Raw genomic sequence first — 17,950 nt, forward strand, 5'->3', positions numbered from 1 at the left:
CAGAGGTAAACTCCTTTCTTATTACCTCTTATCTTTTATTTTTTATCTGAATAAAACATCCTCTGGCAGTACAATTCATACAGAGGAGGCGCATTCAACTGCGAAAAGAAATCTCTCGTGATGGCTTTCTTTACAGTCTGAGGAATACTTACCACTTCCAAAGTAGGAAAAACCAAAGAACTTACTACAAAAGGTTGTAGTTGCAATTCCAACGCTTTTACTACTGAAGTACTATCAGAAATAGAAGATGATATAGCTGTATCGTCACAGCATTTTTTATGTGAAGATTCTGTTTTACTCTCATCACTATCGTCGTCCTCAGAAGCACAACAAGAGTCCATATCAGCACAATCACTTACTTCTTCATCTACAGAAGAAGTGATATATTCTAAAGAAACTGACGATAAGTGGTCTTGACAATAATGAAAAGAAATAGCCCATCCTGAATTAGAGAACAAGATGAGTGCAGATAATAATATGTTGATAAATTTTCTTTTCATAGTTCGAAAATATTAGCAGCAAAAACTATGCCATTATATAGTTTTATATAAAAACTTTGCCAAAGATCGTAGTGCAATAGCAATAGAGAACTTTGGCAAAGTGTATTTGTTTTTTAGTTGTTAATCTATAGACTAACGTTTATTTTGTTGAGCTTTGCGTTGTGCTTCAGCTTGTTCCATCATCTCACGCATTTTAGCTTGGAATTTACTTTCTTTTTTAGGTTTTTTCTTATTTTCTTGTATTTGAGCGTGAATCTTCTTCTCGTCTATAATCCAATACTTGATAGCTAACATAATTCCTATAGTCAATAAGTTAGATATAAAGTAGTACAAACTGAGTCCGCTGGCGTAGTTGTTGAAGAAGAACAACATCATTATAGGAGATAGATAGATGAGGAACTTCATATTAGGCATACCAGGTTGTTGAGGCTGTACAGTTTGAGCCATAGTCATCAATGAATAAACTAATATAGCAATAGAAGCTAACAAAGGGAATAAACTCACGTGACTACCATAGAAAGGTATAGAGAAAGGAAGTTCGAAAATAGCATCGTAAGATGACAAATCGTGAGCCCATAAGAAACTTTTTTGTCTCAATCCAAATTCGGTAGGGAAGAAGTTAAAGAGCGCTAAGAACACAGGCAATTGTAAAAGAGCTGGGATACAACCACTGAGTGGATTTACTCCTGCTTTGCTATACAGAGCCATAGTTTCTTGTTGGCGTTTCATAGGTTCGTCGTATTTTTTATTGATTTCGTCAATCTCAGGGCGTAATACCTTCATTTTAGCTTGAGAAACATACGATTTATAAACGATAGGCGATAGCAATATACGCACGATAAAGGTCATCAATATAATTACTAATCCTACAGAAAAATAATCAGCAAGGAAATTGTAAAGAGGAATGAATAACCATTTGTTCAACCAACCGAAGATACCCCAACCTAATGGAATGAGTTCAGTAAGTTCGTATTTATCGTTATATTGTTTGAGAACGTTGTAATCACTAGGACCGAAATAGAAGTGCAGTGATTCACTCAATTCTCCACTTTTAGCTTTTATAGGTAAAGAAGTAAGAAAGTTTTTAGTGTATTTCACTTCTTTTCCTTCGTTCATAGCAATATTGTGAGAAACGAAATCACCTTTCTCAAACGGATTGTCGGAGATAAGAACTGAAGTAAACAAGTGTTGTTTATAAGCTACCCAACTTACTTTTTCCTCTTTTTGTTCGTCGTTACCAGCTTGGCTCATACGATTGATACGGTCACCTTCATATTGTATAGCAGCTTGAGTGTAACGGTTTTCATAGGTTACACTTTTCTCCATACGGCGAGCTTGCAATTTCCAATCGATGCTCATAGGTTTAGAAGTGTTTACAGCTCCAGCTAAACCTTGAGAACGCACTACTAAGTCGAGCATATATCCCTCTTTAGGCAAGGTGTATACATATTCCAAATAAGTATTTTCGGAAGTTTTAAGCTTCATAGAAAGCACTTGGCTACCATTGTTTTCACTTAGGGTAGGCTCAAAATACAAATCTTTGGTGTTTAATTTTTTGTCCTGAGCAGTAGTAAAGTTAAGACTAAAAGTAGCATTCCAATCTTTTACTAAATAAACGGGCAAAGCATCATAAGTTTTGAATTCTTTGAGCAACACTTCTTTAGGCTGTCCACCGCGGTTACTGATAGTAAGTTTAAGGTCTTTATTTTCTAATACAGTTACCTCATTTTTAGCTGATGGTAAGGTAGTTGAATAGGCAAAGTTTCCTAAATCAGTAGGTTGAACAGTAGAAGCGTTATTTTGAGTATTGGCAGCAGTTTTATTAGCTTGTTGTTCTTGTTGAGCTTTGTGCTTGGCTAATTCTTCTTGAGAAGGTTTATTATTGTTCATAAACCACATTAAGAGTACAAAAATTAAGGCAAAACCTATAATACTCTTTACATCGAATTTTCTTTCGTCCATATAATTGTTTTTATCTGTTGTTTAGTTCTTTTTTAGTTTATTGTTCAAAGCAGCTTTTACAAAAGCCACAAATAGTGGGTGAGGATTGGCAACAGTACTTTTGTATTCAGGGTGGTATTGTACCCCTACAAACCAAGGATGATTAGGTAATTCTACTACCTCCACTAAACCTGTATCAGGATTGATACCAGTGCATTGTAAGCCAGCTTTCTCAAGTTGTTCTTTGTAGTCGTTATTAAATTCATAGCGGTGACGGTGGCGTTCAGAAATATCTTTTTTACCATAGGCTTCGTATATCTTGCTACCTTTGGTGAGTTCACAATCCCAAGCGCCCAAGCGCATAGTACCACCTTTATGAGTAATCTCCTTCTGATTTTCCATCAAACTAATCACAGGGTAAGGCGTTTGTTCGTTCATTTCGGTAGAGTTGGCGTCTTTAAGTCCTGCTACGTGGCGTGCAAATTCAATGACTGCCATTTGCATTCCAAGACAAATACCCAAGAAAGGAATGTTATGCTTGCGTACATACTCAATAGCTTTTATTTTACCTTCAATACCACGACCGCCAAAACCGGGAGCGACGAGTACAGCATCTAAATGACCTAATTTAGCTTCAATATTCTCTTCGTTGAGATGTTCGGAATGAATACTCTCTACATCTACACGCACTTCGTTAGCAGCTCCAGCGTGTATAAAAGCTTCTAAAATAGATTTATAAGCATCTTGTAATTCTACATATTTACCTACTAAACCTACTTTTATGCGGTGTTTAGGATTCTTGTAACGTTGCAAAAAAGTGTTCCATTGGGTGAGGTCGGGTTCGTTTTTACAAGGAAGATCTAATTTCTTGAGAGCTACTTTATCCAAGCCTTCTAAGAGCATTACATTGGGTACATCGTAGATTGTAGGTACATCAATAGATTGGATTACAGCCTCACGTTTTACATTACAGAAGAGCGCTAACTTATAACGAAGGTCATCGGAGAGTTCGTGCTCAGTACGACAAACTAATATATCGGCTTGGATACCGCTTTCCATCAAGGTTTTTACACTGTGTTGCGTAGGTTTGGTTTTGAGTTCACCTGCAGCTGCGAGATAAGGTACTAAAGTGAGATGTATCACGATACCATTATGTTCTCCTAAATCCCATAAAAGTTGACGTACAGACTCTATATAAGGCAAAGATTCTATATCACCCACTGTGCCTCCAATTTCTGTAATTACAATATCATACTCACCCGTTTTGCCAAGTATCTGAATACGTTCTTTAATTTCGTTGGTAATGTGAGGAATTACTTGTACTGTTTTTCCTAAGAACTCACCACGGCGTTCTTTTTCAATTACACTTTGGTAAACGCGTCCAGTAGTTACATTGTTTGCTTGAGAGGTGTGTACGTTTAGGAACCGTTCGTAATGACCTAAGTCGAGGTCAGTTTCAGCTCCGTCTTCAGTTACAAAGCACTCGCCGTGTTCATAAGGGTTGAGAGTACCAGGATCGACATTGATATAAGGGTCGAACTTTTGTATGGTTACCCTATAGCCACGAGCTTGCAAGAGTTTGGCAAGTGAAGCTGCAATGATGCCTTTTCCCAAAGAAGAGGTTACCCCTCCAGTTACAAATATATATTTGGTATTTGCCATTTCTATTTAATTTGCGCGCAAAGGTACGAATTAATTAACAATTAACAAGTAACAATGGACAAAAATTAGGGATTAGGAGATAGGGATAGAGAATTGAATAATTTACAATTTGTTAAATAATGTTAATTGATGATTGTCAGTTATTAATTATTTATTATCTTTGCCCTCAAATAAATTTTTATGAAGAAATTAATCTTAATCACATTACTTTTAATGATCTCTTCTTGTAAAACGAATCCTTTTACAGGGAAGAGTACCCTTAACTTTATGCCTAATAGCAAAGTTTTTCCAATGGCATTTAGTCAATATTCCACCTTTTTAAATTCAAATAAGGTGTTGAAAGGCACTAATGATGCTGCTATGGTAAAGCGAGTGGGCGAACGTATAGCCAAAGCAGCCAAATTATGGCTCGATACCAATGGTTATCAAGGTTATTTAGATGATTATCGCTGGGAGTACAACTTAGTAGATAGTCCTGAAGTAAACGCTTGGTGTATGCCAGGGGGCAAAATTGTAGTTTATACAGGGATTTTACCTGTAACAAAAACCGAAGCAGGTTTAGCTGTGGTTATGGGACACGAGGTTGCACACGCTTTAGCTGATCACGGTGCACAACGTATGAGTGCCTCTACCTTGCAGCAGATAGGAGCTATAGCAGGTTCTATAGCTTTACAAAGCAGCAAATATGCCGCTTATACCGACCAGTTTATGCTGGCTTATGGCTTAGGTTCTAATTTAGGAGTGATGTTGCCTTTCAGCCGTTCCAATGAAACAGAGGCTGATGCTATAGGTATTCAAATTATGGCAATTGCGGGCTATGATCCTTCTGAAGCTCCTGAGTTATGGAAACGTATGGCAGCATTAAAAGGAGGTAAATCAACCAGTTCGTTACTTAGTACGCACCCTTCTGATGCTTCACGGATTAAAAATCTTACCGCCTTAGTGCCTAAAGCAAGAGCAGAAGCTGCTAAATTTGGTGTTACTAATTTTCAATAATTAGTAAATTTATCAATAGTTCCCATTCCTCCAAAGGCAGACAATCTACAAAATCGACAAAAAAATAAAGAAATATGCAACAAATTTACGACAAAATTAACGAGACGGCTCGCATCATACAGTCGTACATTACAGAACACACTCCAGAGTTTGCTATTATTTTAGGGTCTGGACTTCACAAATTAGAAGATGAAGTGGAAGTGATTTCGGAAATTAAATACAACAATATTCCTAACTTTCCTAAATCGACTGTAGCTGGACACAAAGGCAAACTTATCTATGGCAAAATAGAGAACCGTTATGTGTTGATGATGGCAGGGCGTGTGCACTATTACGAAGGCTATACAATGCAAGAGGTAACTTTTCCGATACGTGTGTTTGCACAATTAGGTATCAAGCGTCTCATCGTTTCTAATGCTTCGGGAGGAGTGAATCCTAATTTTTCTATAGGAGATGTAATGGTGATTCGCGATCATATCAATATGTTTCCAGAACACCCTTTGCGTGGTAAGAATTTAGACCAGTTTGGGGCGCGTTTTCCTGATATGAGCAAACCTTATAATCACGCTATGATAGCTGAATTAGAAAAAATAGCTAAAGAGCACAATATCAAACTTCAAAAAGGCGTGTATGTAGGGTTGCAAGGACCTTCGTTTGAAACGCCAGCCGAATATGGTATGGTGCGTATTTTAGGAGGTGATGCAGTAGGGATGAGTACTGTGCCTGAAGTGATTGTAGCACGTCATCAAAATATGGAGGTGTGTGCCCTTTCAGTAATCACCGATTTAGGAGGTCCAGAAATCTCACCGGATGTATCACACGAAGAAGTACTTAACGCAGCAAATATAGCTATGCCTAATGTAATTCTTTTAGTGAAAAATCTCATTAAAAACTACAGATAGTCTTTAGCTTTTTAGTCGTTAGTCGTTAGTAGTGAGATACTAATGACTAACGATTCATTATTAGCGACTAATTACTCATCTTTTCTTCAATTAATTTTAATACCTTTTCAGGACAGCGCACTGGTCTAAAAGTTTTTGCATCTACAAATACTAATATGGTGTTAGCTGTGGAAAGTAACTCTCCTCTTTCATTAAGAATCTCATAATCAAACTCAATTTTTGTAGAAGGCAATTCTTTTAGTTTGGTGCGAATGGTAATCAACTCATCATATAGGGCTGGTTTTTTATATTGAATTTGCAAAGAAACCACAGGCATCATAACACCTTCTTCTTCCATTGCTTTATAGGTAAAACCAATAGAGCGCAACCACTCTACTCTTCCCAATTCGAGATATTGAGGATAATTACCATAGTACACCACCCCCATTTGGTCGGTTTCTGCATAGCGAGTACGCAGTACATAATCGAAGTATAATTCTTTCATAATTAGATAGATATAAACATTAACAAAAGATTAACATCGTTCCCTTATAAAATAAATTCAGAAAAACAAATGTTAAATATTTTTTTTATTCAAAAATTATTCACAATTTTGCTGACTGAAAAAAGAACAGTTTTATCACCGGCAAAATTAGTAAAAAAATCTAATAATCAAATTTTTAGCTAAAAAGTAGCACCCTAAAAAATGAAAGAAGCAGCTGAAAAAGTTTGGAGTAAGTGTCTTGAATTTATAAAAGACAACATCACTGAGCAACAATTTAATACTTGGTTTGTTCCTATTGTCCCTGTTGAATTAGAAGGAAATGCTTTGAAAATCAAAGTTCCAAGTAGATTCTTTTATGAATGGTTAGAAGAAAATTTTATTTCTCTTCTCAAATCGGCAATGACATTTACTTTGGGAGTAAACTCCCGCCTTGTGTATATTGTTGATAATCCACTTACTAAAGAACAACTGCCAAGTACGAATCGTCCGGAATTAGCAAAACAGACTTTGACTTTAGCTACTGAGACCAAAGACCCTGGGCTTAAAAATCCTTTTGTAATACCTGGGATTCGTGAGATAACTGTTGATCCTCAACTCAATTTACATCAAAACTTCGATAATTTTGTAGAAGGTGCTTCTAATCGTTTGGCACGTTCTGCAGGTATGGCAGTAGCCAATAAACCTGGTGGAACGGCTTTTAATCCACTATTTATTTTTGGAGGAGTAGGCTTAGGAAAAACTCACTTAGCTCACGCTATAGGGGTGGATATTAAAGAAAAATACCCCAAGAAAAAAGTACTTTACGTTTCTGCTGAAAAGTTTACTCAACAGTTTATCAGTGCTTCTACAGCTAAAGACAAGGATAAAAATACCCTTAACGACTTCATTCACTTCTATCAGCTCATCGATGTACTTATTGTAGATGATATTCAATTCCTTTCGGGGAAGGTGAAAACTCAAGATGCTTTCTTTCATATCTTTAATCACCTGCACCAAAACGGCAAGCAGGTAATCCTTACTTCAGATAAAGCTCCTGTAGATTTATTCGATATAGAACAACGTCTTCTTTCGCGTTTTAAATGGGGGCTTTCGGCTGAATTACAAACTCCTGACTACGAAACACGTTACAAGATTTTAGAAAATAAATTCTATAATGATGGAGCCGAAATAGGAGAAGATATAATTGCTTATTTGGCTGAAAATATACGTACGAATGTACGTGAGTTAGAAGGAGTGAGCAACTCATTGATTGCACAAGCCGCGTTTAATCGCAAAGAATATTCTATAGAACTCGCACAAAGCATTATCGATAAATCGGTGAAAAATAATAAGAACGATTTGACTATTGACCACATTCAACAAATTATTGCCGATTACTTCAATTTAGATATCGAATCACTACATTCCAAAACTCGTAAACGCAATGTAGTACAAGCTCGACAATTGGCAATGTTTTTCTCGAAGAAATACACCAAAAACTCACTTTCTACCATTGGAAGCCAGATAGGGCAACGCGATCACGCTACGGTGTTACACGCTTGCAAAACAGTGGAAAACTTAATAGAAACTGATCGCGCTTTCAAGAAATATGTGAGTGATTTAGAAACTAAATTCTCGGACTGATGCAAAACATATCTCAACTATTACCACAAGAAGAATGCTTAGCGGTGAGCAATGAGCAACAATCGTTGAAAATAGGACTTCCTAAAGAACGCACTTTTCAAGAGAAACGCATTTGCTTAACGCCTGATGAAGTGGCGGTATTAGTAACTAATGGTCACCAAATTCTTGTAGAGGCTGGGGCAGGTGAAGAAGCTCACTTTCCTGATGCTGATTACAGCGAGGCAGGTGCCGAAATTGTGTATGATACTGAAGCAGTTTTTGCTTGTCCAATGGTACTGAAGGTTGAGCCTCCTACTACTGAAGAACTCGCTTACTTCAATCCTCAAACTGTATTGCTTTCAGCTTTACAACTCAATACACAAGATATAGCCTACTTTGAGATGCTTACACAAAAGCAAATTACTGCTTTAGCTTTTGAATATATCAAAGATGAGGCTGAAAACTATCCTATACAACAATCGGTGGATGAGCTCACGGGTATAGCGGCTGTACTTACCGCTTCAGAACTCATCACAGAAGAAAATCGACTTCTATTTGGAAATATTACAGGAGTACCTCCTATAGAGGTGGTACTTTTGGGAGCTAATAATATCACAGAAGCTGCTGCTAAAGCTGCCTTAGGATTAGGTGCTAATGTAAAGATATTTGCTTCTTCCCTTACCGATTTAAGGGAACTACGTACACATTTACCTTCCTCAGTATATACCGCAACCTTACAACCTCAATTACTTCGTGAATCTTTGAAGCGTTGTAACGTGCTTATAGGTGCTATGACAGGAACTCATCGCTCACCTATAATTGTTACAAAAGATATGGTACAACAGATGCCACGAGGTGCTGTGATTGTAGATACAAGTATAGGCAATGGAGGTTGTGTGGAAACAAGCGGACTTACGACTTTAGAACAACTCACCTTTACTAAATACGAAGTTGTACATTGTGGGGTGCCTAACCTTTCTTCACGTTATGCCCGTACAGCTTCAACGTCGTTGAGTAATATTTTATTGCCTTACCTGCTGAAAATAGGGGAGGAGGGAGGAGTAGAAAACCTCTTACAAATAGATAAAGGTTTTAGAAACGGACTTTATTCTTACCACGGAATCCTTACCCATAGTACTGTTTCAGAATGGTTTGGATTGCCTTGTAAACCACTACATTTATTGTTTTTATAAGATATAAAAAATAGGGTGTCCAAAAAGTTTTATTTATGGGACGTTTGCAAAATGCCCCTACACAACGTACTCTAAAAGTGATTGATTATCAGAGTAATCAACTTTGCCAAAGTCTGAAACTTTGGCAAAGTATAACGATAAAAAAGAGAATTAAGCATTTTTGCCTAATTCTCTTTTTTTATTTTATGTGTACTTCTGTTAATTTGCTACTTCACTGATAAATTTCAATCGGTAGATTCTTAGTTCATCATCTTCGTATTCACCAGCAAATTCTTTAGATGCTAAAGATATTTTGTCACTTTCAGCTTCCATAAAGTATTCGTGAAGCTCTTCTTGTTGTTCTTCATCAAAGATTTCGTTTACCCAATAATCAATATTTAGCTTGGTACCACTGTATACGATTTGTTCCATTTCTTTGAGAAACTCGTCCATTTCCAACCCTTTCGCTTGAGCAATATCAGGCAATGGCAATTTGCGGTCTATATTCTGAATGATAAACAATTTTAAAGCTGAGTTAGACCCTGTAGTTTTTACTATTAAATCCTCAGCACGTACAATATCATTTTCCTCTACATAACGCTCAATGAGTTTCACAAACTCATTACCGTATTTTTTAGCTTTGCCTTCTCCAATCCCGTGTACATTGGTAAGTTCCTGAATGGTAATAGGGTATTTGAGAGCCATATCTTCGAGTGAAGGGTCTTGGAATACCACAAACGGAGGTACCCCTTTCTGTTTGGCTACCTTTTTGCGCAAATCTTTTAGCATATCCAACAATACAGGGTCGGCGGCTACTGCATTAGCACTATTGATATCTTCCGGTTCTTCTTCATAACTGTGGTCTTCAGTCATCATAAATGAAGGCACTTCTTTTAAGAATTCCTTTCCTTTATCGGTGATAAACATTACACCGTAAGTTTCTATATCCTTGCGTATGAGTCCGTTTACCATTACTTGACGAAGGAGAGCCATCCAATAAGCATCGTCTTTATCTTTACCAATGCCAAAGAAGTCTTGTTCATCAATACGATGCGCTTTGATAAGAGCGCTCACTTTACCGATAAGTGTATTTACAATTTCTTTAGCTTTGAACTTCTGTTTGGTAGCAATAATCACGTTGAGCAATTTTACTACATCATCTTTAGCTTCCTTCTTCTCTTTAGGAAAACGCACATTGTCGTCCATATTGGCACCTTCACCATTTACCTCGTCAAACTCTTCGCCAAAGTAATGCAAGATAAATTTACGACGTGAACTAGAAGTTTCGGCGTAAGCTACGATGTCCTGCAAGAGCGCTTGTCCTATTTCCTGCTCGGCTATAGGCTTGCCTATCATAAATTTTTCGAGCTTCTCTACATCTTTATAAGAATAGAAAGCCAAGCAATGCCCTTCACCGCCATCACGACCAGCACGTCCTGTTTCTTGATAGTAACTTTCAATACTTTTTGGGATATCGTGGTGGATTACAAAGCGTACATCGGGTTTATCGATACCCATACCAAAGGCGATGGTTGCTACCACCACATCTACCTCTTCCATCAAGAACATATCTTGGTGTTTGGCGCGTGTTTTGGCATCTAATCCCGCGTGGTAAGGTACCGCAGAAATGCCATTTACTTGTAAGGTTTGAGCAAGGTCTTCTACCTTTTTACGGCTGAGACAGTATATAATTCCTGATTTTTTGCTGTTTTGTTTTACAAAACGGATGATATCGGCATCTACGTTTTTGGTTTTAGGGCGTACTTCATAATAGAGATTAGGACGGTTGAATGATGATTTAAATACATTGGCTTCGAGCATTCCCAAGTTTTTGAGGATATCCTCTTGCACTTTAGGGGTAGCTGTAGCTGTAAGCGCGACGATAGGGATATTGCTGCCCAGACGCTCGATAATGGTTTTGATATTGCGGTACTCAGGGCGGAAATCGTGTCCCCATTCAGAGATGCAATGCGCCTCATCTACAGCGACAAAGGAGATAGGTACGGTTTTGAGAAAGTTAGCATATTCCTCTTTGATGAGGGACTCGGGGGCGACATATAGCAATTTGGTTTTGCCAGCGCTGATATCCTCCATTACCTCGCGGATTTCGTTTTTGGTAAGAGAAGAGTTGAGTACGTGGGCAATACTATCGGTAGATGAAATACCACGCATCGCGTCTACTTGGTTTTTCATCAAGGCGATAAGGGGGGAAATCACAATAGCAGTTCCCTCCAGAACTAAGGCAGGCAATTGGTAGCACAATGATTTACCACCACCTGTGGGCATAATTACAAAGGTATTTTCTTTGTTGATTACGCTGGTAATAATTTCTTCTTGATGCCCTTTGAACGCTTCAAACCCAAAGTAGTGTTTCAGGGCATTGTGTAAATCATTTTTTGTCATTTTCATATTAAATATTCTCCTGTTTTAGTGTTGAGTTTTTCTGTCATCAGATATATTTTACAAATATACGACATTTTTCTAAACCACAAAAATTTTTAATAAAAAAAGTGTTGCCCGCCAATTTCATTGAAGGGAGACAATCTGTAAAGGAGATAACTTGTGATTTAATACAAGTTGCACGGGCAGGTGCGAGCCGAATGGGCAGGGATGGGAGGTGTGGGAGTAATGGGAGCGGTGGGAGTGGTGGGAGGTATGGGATAGCCCCCGATCCCCCGAAGGGGGACAATCTGGAAAAGAGATTGGTAGGAGCAGTGGGAATAATGGGAGAGGTGGGAGTGATGGGAGAAGTATAGTTTTTATCTCCCAAGAATTACACGAATTTGCACGAAATAAGGACTGTAAAAAACTTTTTGCTTTACATTATCTTACGAATTTTTACCTGACGGTGAATTATTTTGTAAATAGATTGTGATACTGTGCTGTAAATCAATATTCTGTTATGTTGAATATATCGAACTCACGTTGAATATAATTGTAAATCAGTGTTTTTGTTATATTGAACTCACGCCGAATAGTAGTTTAACAGAAAATGTAAATTATTTTTTAATATAGACGTTCTATTGTGTTGATATGGAGTTTGTTAAAGATATGGTTTTATAATTTCACTCCACAATAAATATCCCTCGCCAAGCAAATGCAGTCCGTCATTGGTGTAGTTCTTGTTCATTTTATCGGTTCCTTTTTCGAGGAAATGCGAATATAAATCAATATAATTTACCTTATACTCTTGGGCTATATTTTGGTAATGTTGGTTGATTTCTTTAATGAGTTGGGGTTTCTGGTGACCTTTAAACATTTCAAAATCGGGATTTACAGGTAGAATGCTTTGAATATAAATTTTTGTTTTGGGAGATTCGTTTTGTATTTTCTCAACAATTCGCTTCATATTCTGCACAATAGTTTCCACCTCTATCCCACGAGAAATATCATTAATCCCGATGAGGATAAATATTTTAGCAGGCTTACCTTTTACGATAGCCTCTAATCGGTCGTATACTCCTTCGGAAGTATCGCCGCTAATACCTCTGTTCTTTACACGTTTTCGCGGGAAAAGTTCATTCCATTCTGCACCATTGGTAATACTATTGCCAATAAAGACAATATCTTTAGGGGTGATAGACAGTTTGCTGAACAAACTAGCTCGTTGTACATAGAAAGTTGAATATTTTTGAGTTTGAGCCTCGCTAAGTTGAGTGAGTAATACTGCAAAAAGGGTGATTAAAAAGTGTTTCATATCTTTGTAAAGAGTTTAGATAAGAGTTGCAGATGTATTATAAAAAGTTAAATATCCCCTAATAAAGCAGGTACCACACCTACAACCGTTCTTTTACAAAAGTACTTACTGTAAGGTGATGTACTCCTGCTGTACTATACTTTTTGACAAAGCTAATTTTTCTTGTAAATATGTAGTTTTTCCCTTTTGATAAAACGATTTACTGTACCCTTAGAAACTTTTAGTTTTAAGCTAATTTCACGCTGAGACATACCTTGCTTTATATACTTCCGTATTTTATCCTCATTTCCTGTTAGCTTCACTTTTTTTGAAAGACTTCCTTTGGGGCGACCTATAAATACCCCTTCTGCCTTTTTGCGTGCTAAGGCTTCTTTAGTACGTTGACTGATAAGGTTTCGCTCAATTTCTGCGGATAAACCAAAAGCAAAGGCTAATACTTTACTACTAATATCACTCCCTAAGCGGTAATTATCTTTGATTGTCCATACTTGAATGTCGTTTTTCATACATTCATTTAGGATTGCCATTATCATAAGTAAATTACGCCCTAAACGGGAGAGCTCTGAACAAATAAGAATATCTCCTTTTTGCATTTTAGCAAGTAAAGCCCCCAATTTTCGCTTATCTACATCTTTAGTACCACTAATGGTTTCTTCTATCCAAATATCTACTTTTAGAGCTTCTTTCTTACAAAAGTTTTTAATCTCAAAACGTTGGTTTTCTACTGTTTGTCGGTCTGTGCTGACCCTAATATATCCGTACACCATAAAAATTAGTTTTTCTTTTAATATAATAAAATTGTACCAATTATAGTGTCGGATATCTTAAAACTGACCCAAAAGCAAGATATCAAGGCTATCAGTTCTATTTTAGAGAGGGATTTTGTTATTCCGATATTAATACAACGTTTTTAAAATGTCGTATAAAATTAAAGACTATTAATGATGTAAAGAGTATGAGTTTATATTCTCTTGCTAATAGAATACCTGCATTTTATTTTGTTTGTTTAATAAACTCCAATTTTATAAGCTTCTATGTAGATGAGTTCGTTAACAATACTCAGACTTTTCAAATCAATGATGCTCGACAATTACCCATTATTATACCTAATAAAACTACCTTAGATAAATTTGAAGAACTTTTTAAACAAGCTGTCCAAATTAAAAAAGGGTATTCAAATGAGGTTGAACTAGATAACATTCAACAAGAAATAGATATTTTGATAAATGAGTTATATGCTATATAGCTCATTTACTAATTTATTTAATTGAAATTCTTTTCTTTTTATTCTATTTTCAAAGGTAATATCATCAATTATACTATTAAATTCTTGTTTTTTGATTACAATTATTTCATCAAATAATTTCTTATAAATTTGTAATTGTTCTTGTGTGGGAATTATAATAGGCAATTGTCTAATATCATTAATTTGTATATTTACAGTAATATTTAAAAAATCTCTGTAATAATCAAATAGTATATCTGAGTTAAGAAGAATCACAAAATAAAAATCTGGAATTTTGTCAATAATAGAACTTAAAGACATTGAACCTACATCATTTACAGATTTTACTTTTAATTTTGTTTTCAATAATCTTGCTTGTGGATTTAGAACATTAGTCCAACAAAATCCCTCCTTAAAGTAATACTGAGGATTTCTGACTACAGGCATACCTTCCCCTTTTTTACCTGAGTTGGATTTTAAAAAGCCGACATTTTCTTTGCTCCAAGCTATGGCAAAAGGTGTTTCTAAATACCAGCGATTTCCGTCTTTATCACCCTTATCATAAGGTACATAGAACTTCTTAGTAGATTCTATACCATTGTCTTTTTCATCTTGGGTAAGAGTTTCCACATCAGCCATTTCGTCATCTTCTATAAGTCGGTAAATATAGCCTTGCCCAAAAATGTCTCTACCAAATTTCTCCTTTAGTTCATCAAAAAGTATAGCTATTTGCTCTTCTGAAAGAGTAGCTAAATAGTCTTTTGCTTCTTCTTCATTATTAATATTAATAGCTGTTTTATAACGTTTTACTACCTCTAAAAGCTTTTTAGGTCTCGATTCTAATATGTTTTTAGCCCATTTAGTAGATTTCCTTACTGCTATATATTTACCATTATTAGCTGTAGCCAATCCTTGCCCTCCTTCAGTCAAACAACCTAACAGAGCAATATCACCAGGTTGCAAACTTTGTCTATAAGCCTCTAATTCTTTGCTGTACTTAGTAATGTTCTTGCTGGTTGATATTTTATCCCACCACTGCTCATAAAGTTCTTTTACTTTTTTGCCATACAAACTATGAATTTTCATATTGTATTCGGTAGGTTTAAATATCACTGAATTTTGAGTATCTATAAATACTTTTTGGGCTACTTCATAACGCAAAGGATTTTCCAAGTCCTTACTTCCATCTAAGAACAAAAGGGTATTATTTTCAGGTTTTACTTTTGAAAAAGAGGTAATACAAGTATCTACCATAGCCGACTTAAACGGATTACCAGTATCAAAAATATATTCTAATCGCTGAGAAAGCAATAAATCTCGTAAGTTCCTTTTAGTTTGTGTAGTCCAAAAGGTTTTAGAAGTAATAAAAGAAAGTACCCCTTTATCACTTAATATTTGATATCCTTTAAAAAAGAAATGGTTATACAAGTCATCAGAAAAGTTAAATTCATATTCTAATAGAGGTTTATCCTCCTCAGGGACTCCTTTTGTTGAAACATATGGTGGATTCCCAATTACAATATCGAAACCTCCTTTGTCAAAGACTTCTTTAAAGTATAAATGCCAAAGAAAATAAGGACGTTCTATCTTTGTTTGAAAACTTAGTAATTCCTCCTCAATTATATCAAGTTCTGCAAGGCGTTTTTTATTTGCTAAATATTTTTTGTACTCTTTCCCTTTTTCAGATATACTACCTAAATCAACTTTCCTTTTTAAATCTTGTTCAGATTTAAGGGCAAATTTTTTAAAGAATTCTTTAGTCAGAGAAGAAACTTTTTCTTTTTCCAAATAAATTTGGGTATGTATTTTTCCCTCAATAATATTATTTATTTCTTTTAGCTTTGCTTTTTTATTTTCTGTAGTAGCAAAATACTCATTCATTAATTTCTGAATCTGTTCTTTATTGATTTTGCTAAAAACAGCGAGTTGTTTGACTGTTTTATAGCTATCTCCAAAATCAAAACTCATTTGTTCTTCCATAAGTACCTCATCGTCCTCACCTATAAGGCTCAAATCTACTCCCTGATAGCTTTCTAATAAGCTATTCCCTTGCATAATCTTAAAGTCTAAGTTTGGAAGTGGCTGTGGAAGTTGTTCGTCTACTACTAAACTTAACCAAAAGCGCAAACGAGCTATGTCTACTGCACCTGCATCAATATCAACTCCATAGATATTTTTCTCAATAATATGTTTTTTTATCTGAGCATCGGTCTGTTCTGTTGTTATTCCTAATTGTTGCAAGGTAATTTTGATATAGTATATTTCTTGCAAAAGCCCCATAGGGAAGGCTCCAGACCCAATAGCAGGGTCACATATTTTTACGTTTTCTAAAGAGGTAGTAATAACATTCCCTTTTTCTTTTATATATTTTCTTTCCTCTTCATTAAGGGATTGATGCTCTATTATTTTTGTAATAACATCTTTTGCTTTTTCTGATTGATTATTATCTGAAACTATTTTAGAAAGTAAAAAGGTTTTTAGACTTTCTTTACACATATAATGTACAATTTCTTTAGGGGTATAGAAAGCCCCCTTATCCTTATTATCTTCCAAAAGATTTTCAAAGATATGTCCTAACATTTCAGGGTCTACCGCTACAGTATGTTCATTAGGAGCATCTTCATAAACAGTGAAGTTGTAGGAGTTAAAGGTATCAAAAAGTTCAGTAAAAATAGAGTAAGGCAAATTAACCTTATCAAAGTGTTGGTCTTGTGTTTTATCAAATAACCCACCATTAAGATAAGGGAAACGCAAGTCATTTCTTTCACTCTCTGACTTTTTATCTGTAAAACATTCAAAAAATAATGGAACTAAACGTTTTTCATAAAAATAGGGATGGTCTTCTCTAGGTGTTTCTTTATACAATTGGTATAAATAATCATAATTACCTTCTCCCCAATTTTTACCCTTAGGTACTGCTAACCAACCTTTCTTTTGTATAAAGTACAAAAAGACAATCCGTCCCATCATTCGTTTTACAAAATCACGAACAGCTTTTTTATTTCCATTAAAAAGATTAGGATATTCCTTATTTTTAAAAGGTTGTGTTTCACTATCAGGATGTGGCATAGGATAATCTTTATAGTTCTTATAACCATCAAAATTAGGGTGTGGTTCGTGTTTCTTTATCTCAATATATTTTTTTGTTTTTTTATCCATTTCATAACGAACCCCTATAATATGTTGTACAAAATCTTCATAGATATCCTTATATCTATCAAAGAAATCATTATTAAGTGCCTCTACTGCGAAGGCATTTTTAAAATCTTCTAACGAAAGTTCTTTTCCTACTAAAAGTTGAAGTCTATCTGTAGCTGTTTTTGTCTTTTCTCCTTCTCCTAACAAGTAGGTAAAGCGTTTTTCATTCGTAATTTCCTTAATAATCTTACCTTTCTCATCTACTTCTTTTATGATTTCAGAAATATATGACAATCGCCATTTCTTTTCTTGTACAAAAACTACCAACACGCCATCTACATTATATTTGTAGATATTCTTCATCAATTGGCGAAGACCTACTTTGTTGCGATATAGCAACATATCTTCACTAATATTTACTTGGTAAATACCAATAAGCCTCCCTTCGGTAGTTTCATAATTACCTAATTCATAAGCTTCTTTCACTTTTTCACTTTTAGAAAGCTCTATTCTTTGAGGTTTTTGCAATATAACTCCTGTACCTGAATTATGAGCAAAAAGTTCTTTCAAGAAGCTAATCCAATCTTCCTGATGATAAGGAGATGAGAGTATTTGTCTTAAATTTTTCATA

13 protein-coding genes are annotated in these 17,950 nt (G+C 35.6%); 5 read left to right on the forward strand and 8 right to left on the reverse strand.

Annotated elements, in window-relative coordinates; translation table 11 throughout:
• Nucleotides 1-35 precede the first annotated feature (35 nt).
• The 3 genes from CBG49_RS08405 to CBG49_RS08415 all read right to left on the reverse strand — a co-directional run bounded on the left by CBG49_RS08405 (nt 36) and on the right by CBG49_RS08415 (nt 4,103).
• Nucleotides 36-500, reverse strand: coding sequence for an HYC_CC_PP family protein (locus tag CBG49_RS08405; protein WP_088594147.1), 465 nt, complete (start codon nt 498-500; stop codon nt 36-38).
• A gap of 132 nt (nt 501-632) precedes the next feature.
• Complete coding sequence (yidC, locus tag CBG49_RS08410; RefSeq protein WP_088594148.1) at nt 633-2,462, reverse strand: membrane protein insertase YidC; 1,830 nt, start codon at nt 2,460-2,462, stop codon at nt 633-635.
• 21 nt (nt 2,463-2,483) lie between these two features.
• On the reverse strand, nt 2,484-4,103 hold the full coding sequence (locus CBG49_RS08415; protein WP_088594149.1) for a CTP synthase: 1,620 nt from the start codon (nt 4,101-4,103) through the stop codon (nt 2,484-2,486).
• A 180-nt stretch (nt 4,104-4,283) separates the two neighbouring features.
• Between CBG49_RS08415 and CBG49_RS08420 the strand changes: the two genes are divergently transcribed.
• Complete coding sequence (locus tag CBG49_RS08420; RefSeq protein WP_088594150.1) at nt 4,284-5,099, forward strand: M48 family metallopeptidase; 816 nt, start codon at nt 4,284-4,286, stop codon at nt 5,097-5,099.
• 74 nt (nt 5,100-5,173) lie between these two features.
• Entirely contained in the window at nt 5,174-6,001 is an 828-nt protein-coding gene (locus CBG49_RS08425; protein WP_009413640.1) for a purine-nucleoside phosphorylase, read from the forward strand.
• A gap of 67 nt (nt 6,002-6,068) precedes the next feature.
• Here CBG49_RS08425 and CBG49_RS08430 read toward each other — a convergent pair whose 3' ends face one another.
• Nucleotides 6,069-6,485: an acyl-CoA thioesterase gene (locus CBG49_RS08430; protein ID WP_088594151.1), complete on the reverse strand. Its 417-nt coding sequence runs from the start codon at nt 6,483-6,485 to the stop codon at nt 6,069-6,071.
• Between the two features lie 201 nt (nt 6,486-6,686).
• Between CBG49_RS08430 and dnaA the strand changes: the two genes are divergently transcribed.
• Together dnaA and CBG49_RS08440 are read left to right on the forward strand one after the other, a co-directional pair.
• Nucleotides 6,687-8,108, forward strand: coding sequence for a chromosomal replication initiator protein DnaA (gene dnaA / locus CBG49_RS08435; protein WP_002678805.1), 1,422 nt, complete (start codon nt 6,687-6,689; stop codon nt 8,106-8,108).
• Nucleotides 8,108-9,280 (forward strand): alanine dehydrogenase, encoded by a 1,173-nt coding sequence (locus tag CBG49_RS08440; RefSeq protein ID WP_088594152.1) that lies wholly within the window; start codon nt 8,108-8,110, stop codon nt 9,278-9,280. The genes dnaA and CBG49_RS08440 overlap by 1 nt, the downstream gene beginning before the upstream one ends.
• Before the next feature lie 198 nt (nt 9,281-9,478).
• On the opposite strand, the gene recQ is transcribed toward CBG49_RS08440, so the two are convergent.
• The 3 genes from recQ to CBG49_RS08460 all read right to left on the reverse strand — a co-directional run bounded on the left by recQ (nt 9,479) and on the right by CBG49_RS08460 (nt 13,723).
• Entirely contained in the window at nt 9,479-11,668 is a 2,190-nt protein-coding gene (gene recQ, locus CBG49_RS08445; protein WP_088594153.1) for a DNA helicase RecQ, read from the reverse strand.
• A 634-nt stretch (nt 11,669-12,302) separates the two neighbouring features.
• Nucleotides 12,303-12,956 carry an SGNH/GDSL hydrolase family protein gene (locus CBG49_RS08455; protein ID WP_088594155.1) on the reverse strand — a complete coding sequence of 218 codons (654 nt, stop codon included), beginning with the start codon at nt 12,954-12,956 and terminating at the stop codon, nt 12,303-12,305.
• Between the two features lie 152 nt (nt 12,957-13,108).
• The gene (locus CBG49_RS08460) at nt 13,109-13,723 is read right to left on the reverse strand and encodes a master DNA invertase Mpi family serine-type recombinase (protein ID WP_088594156.1); all 615 of its coding nucleotides are present in this window, start codon (nt 13,721-13,723) and stop codon (nt 13,109-13,111) included.
• A gap of 188 nt (nt 13,724-13,911) precedes the next feature.
• Here CBG49_RS08460 and CBG49_RS08465 point away from each other — a divergent pair, with 188 nt between their 5' ends.
• Nucleotides 13,912-14,202: a DNA modification methylase gene (locus CBG49_RS08465; protein WP_227002857.1), complete on the forward strand. Its 291-nt coding sequence runs from the start codon at nt 13,912-13,914 to the stop codon at nt 14,200-14,202.
• Here CBG49_RS08465 and CBG49_RS08470 read toward each other — a convergent pair.
• Nucleotides 14,188-17,949, reverse strand: coding sequence for an Eco57I restriction-modification methylase domain-containing protein (locus tag CBG49_RS08470; protein WP_088594157.1), 3,762 nt, complete (start codon nt 17,947-17,949; stop codon nt 14,188-14,190). The two genes, CBG49_RS08465 and CBG49_RS08470, sit on opposite strands and share 15 nt — an antisense overlap.
• Nucleotide 17,950: the final 1 nt, after the last annotated feature.

Origin of the sequence: Capnocytophaga endodontalis (genome assembly GCF_002209445.1) — a bacterium.
In the GTDB taxonomy this organism is placed as follows: domain Bacteria; phylum Bacteroidota; class Bacteroidia; order Flavobacteriales; family Flavobacteriaceae; genus Capnocytophaga; species Capnocytophaga periodontitidis.